The following is a 1,501-nucleotide window of genomic DNA, read 5'->3' as shown; positions in this document are numbered from 1 at the left end:
GGGAGCACGGGCGGGAACGGCAGGGCCAAGAAGAAGACCACCGAGGTGGTCCACCTGATCTGCTCCCTCCCCATGGACCAGGCCCAGCCCGAGGCCGTCGCCTCCTGGGCCCGGGACCATTGGGCCATCGAGAACCGCCTCCACTGGATCCGAGACGTGGTCACGGGCGAGGACCGCCACCAGCTGCGCACCGCCAACGGACCCTTTGGTCTCGGCCGCCCTGAGAAACCTCGCCATCAGCCTCATCAGACTCTTCCACGGCCCCCGAGCCCCCATCGCCGCCACCACCAGAGCCATGGCCAGACGCCCCGAACGAGCCATCGACCTGATCACCCGACCAACCACCTAAACCGACTTTGCCGACCCCCTGGGGTCGGCACCGGGGACGGTGCCGTAGGGTTGAACCGTCTCAGGGGCGGGGCCGCGGGGATGCGGGCCGCCAGGACCGGCCGACGGCGCTCGATCGGGCTGTGATAATTCAGGCTGTGTCACGACTCTCGTTCCCTGTATCAATTCCGGACGGGAAAACTCACTGCTCGGCCCGGTTTCTCAGCCAGTCGGGGGTGAGTTCGGGTTCGCGCGGGTGCATCTCCAACTCCTCCGTGCACCGGTCGGCGTCGGGTCCCCCGTCGCCGAGGTCGGGTTCGCCCATCCAGTCCGACTCCTGGTGCAGCACCCTTTTGTCCGCGTCCATCCACAGGTGGGAGCGCGCCCAGGCCCCGTAGCGGGGCGACGCCTGGGCGTGACGGAGTCGTTCGACGGCCTCCGCCACTTCCTCACCGGCCTGGACGGGCTTCTTCCTCCCGTTCGCGGTCAACCAATAAGCCACGCGCTGGGAGGAGCCGAGCCCGCTGATATCCACGTCGATGCGCTCGGCGCCGCTGTCCGCCAGCCAGGCCCGCACCCGGTCCTGGGCCAGGTCGAACTCCGCCCCGCCCCGCATCCGGGGCAGCCTGCCCGTGCGGGCGGCCTCCCGCTCGGCCTGCGAGCCGCGCGGACCGTGGGTCAGCACATAGAACTCCTCCTCCAACTCGGCAATACGCCGATTGAACGCCGGACCCCGCTCAGCCTCCCACTGCTCCACCCTCTCGCGCAACCAACCAGGGATATTCCCCTCATCACGCGGGTAACGGTCCAATTCCGTCCAGTAGTGGTACAGGTCGGGGTCCTCGTCCATGTCGAGGTCGGGTTCGCGCATCCAGTCCGACTCCTGATGCAGCACGCCCTCGGGCATCTCCATCCAGAAGTGCGACCAGAACCACGCCCCCCGACCTGGCACGGCCTGTAGTTCCCGGAGAACCAGAACCGAGGAATAGGATTCCTCATCCGGTTTTTCCAGCCGTTTCCTCACCCCATTCTCGGTCAACCAGAACTTGGCGAATCCCAACAGGCCGACTCCATTGCAGTGGATGTCGACCCGTTCTGCTTCTATTTCCTCCAACCATGCCTGGAAGGTTATTCAGGGGGTGGTCTTGAAGGAATATAGTGCGAGTGCTGCGGT

2 protein-coding genes are annotated in these 1,501 nt (G+C 66.3%); one reads left to right on the top strand and one right to left on the bottom strand.

Translation table 11 applies throughout. The annotated features are described in order from the left end of the window. The coding region (locus ACO6D6_RS15435; RefSeq protein WP_484786124.1) for a transposase at positions 1 to 474 on the top strand (474 nt) is incomplete at its 5' end. Positions 475 to 529: 55 nt separating this feature from the next. Here ACO6D6_RS15435 and ACO6D6_RS15430 read toward each other — a convergent pair. Continuing rightward, a complete protein-coding gene (locus ACO6D6_RS15430; protein ID WP_484786123.1) occupies positions 530 to 1,387 on the bottom strand; it encodes a hypothetical protein in 858 nt (285 codons plus the stop codon). Positions 1,388 to 1,501: the final 114 nt, after the last annotated feature.

This window comes from Arachnia sp. (assembly GCF_057238465.1).
This window is presented reverse-complemented; position numbering and strand designations above follow the sequence as displayed.